At 51.4% G+C, this 584-nt stretch carries 2 protein-coding genes; both read left to right on the top strand.

The window, feature by feature from the left end:
- On the top strand, positions 1-298 hold a 298-nt coding region (locus tag IE055_RS17765), incomplete at its 5' end, for a transposase (protein WP_189403040.1).
- Positions 299-342: 44 nt separating this feature from the next.
- Positions 343-584 (top strand): IS3 family transposase (locus IE055_RS17760; protein WP_189403039.1); only part of this gene is annotated, 242 nt, incomplete at its 3' end.

The raw sequence follows: 584 nt of genomic DNA, 5'->3' as shown, positions 1-584 counted from the left end.
CATGGGTAAAGGAACCCGATACAACGACGAGTTTAAGCAAGAGGCCGTGAACCAGGTAGTGGTTCATGGTTATTCGGTGGCGGATGTTTCGCAGCGGCTCGGCATTTCAAACAAGAGCCTTTATGACTGGATCAAGGTCTTTAGTAAGCCCAAGAAGCAACGTGATGAGGACGCTGATCTACGCGCTGAGGTTGCTCGATTAAAACGTGAACTTAAACGAGCCACTGAAGAGAGGGACATCCTAAAGGAGGCCGCGGTGTTCTTTGCAGGCGAGTCAAAGAACGCTACCCGTTCATAAAAGCTCGCACTGACAAGTATCCCGTTCGCCGACTTTGTCGCGCGATGCAGGTTAACCCTAGCGGTTACTACGATTGGTTGCGTGAGCCGCAGTCTCGTCGAGCACAAGAAGATAAGCGACTTACTGGGCTCATAAAGCAGTTCTGGCTGGAAAGCGGTTGTCATTCAGGTTATCGCAATATTCATCTGGACCTAATGGAAGCGAAGATTCCCTGTGGCCGAGACCGAGTGTTGCGCCTTATGAGACAGGCGGATATCGAAGCTCAGCGCGGTTATGGCAAGCCGAA

This window comes from Arenicella chitinivorans (genome assembly GCF_014651515.1).
Taxonomy (GTDB): domain Bacteria; phylum Pseudomonadota; class Gammaproteobacteria; order Arenicellales; family Arenicellaceae; genus Arenicella; species Arenicella chitinivorans.
Note: the sequence above shows the minus strand (reverse complement) of the source record. Positions and strands in the feature narration are given on the sequence as shown.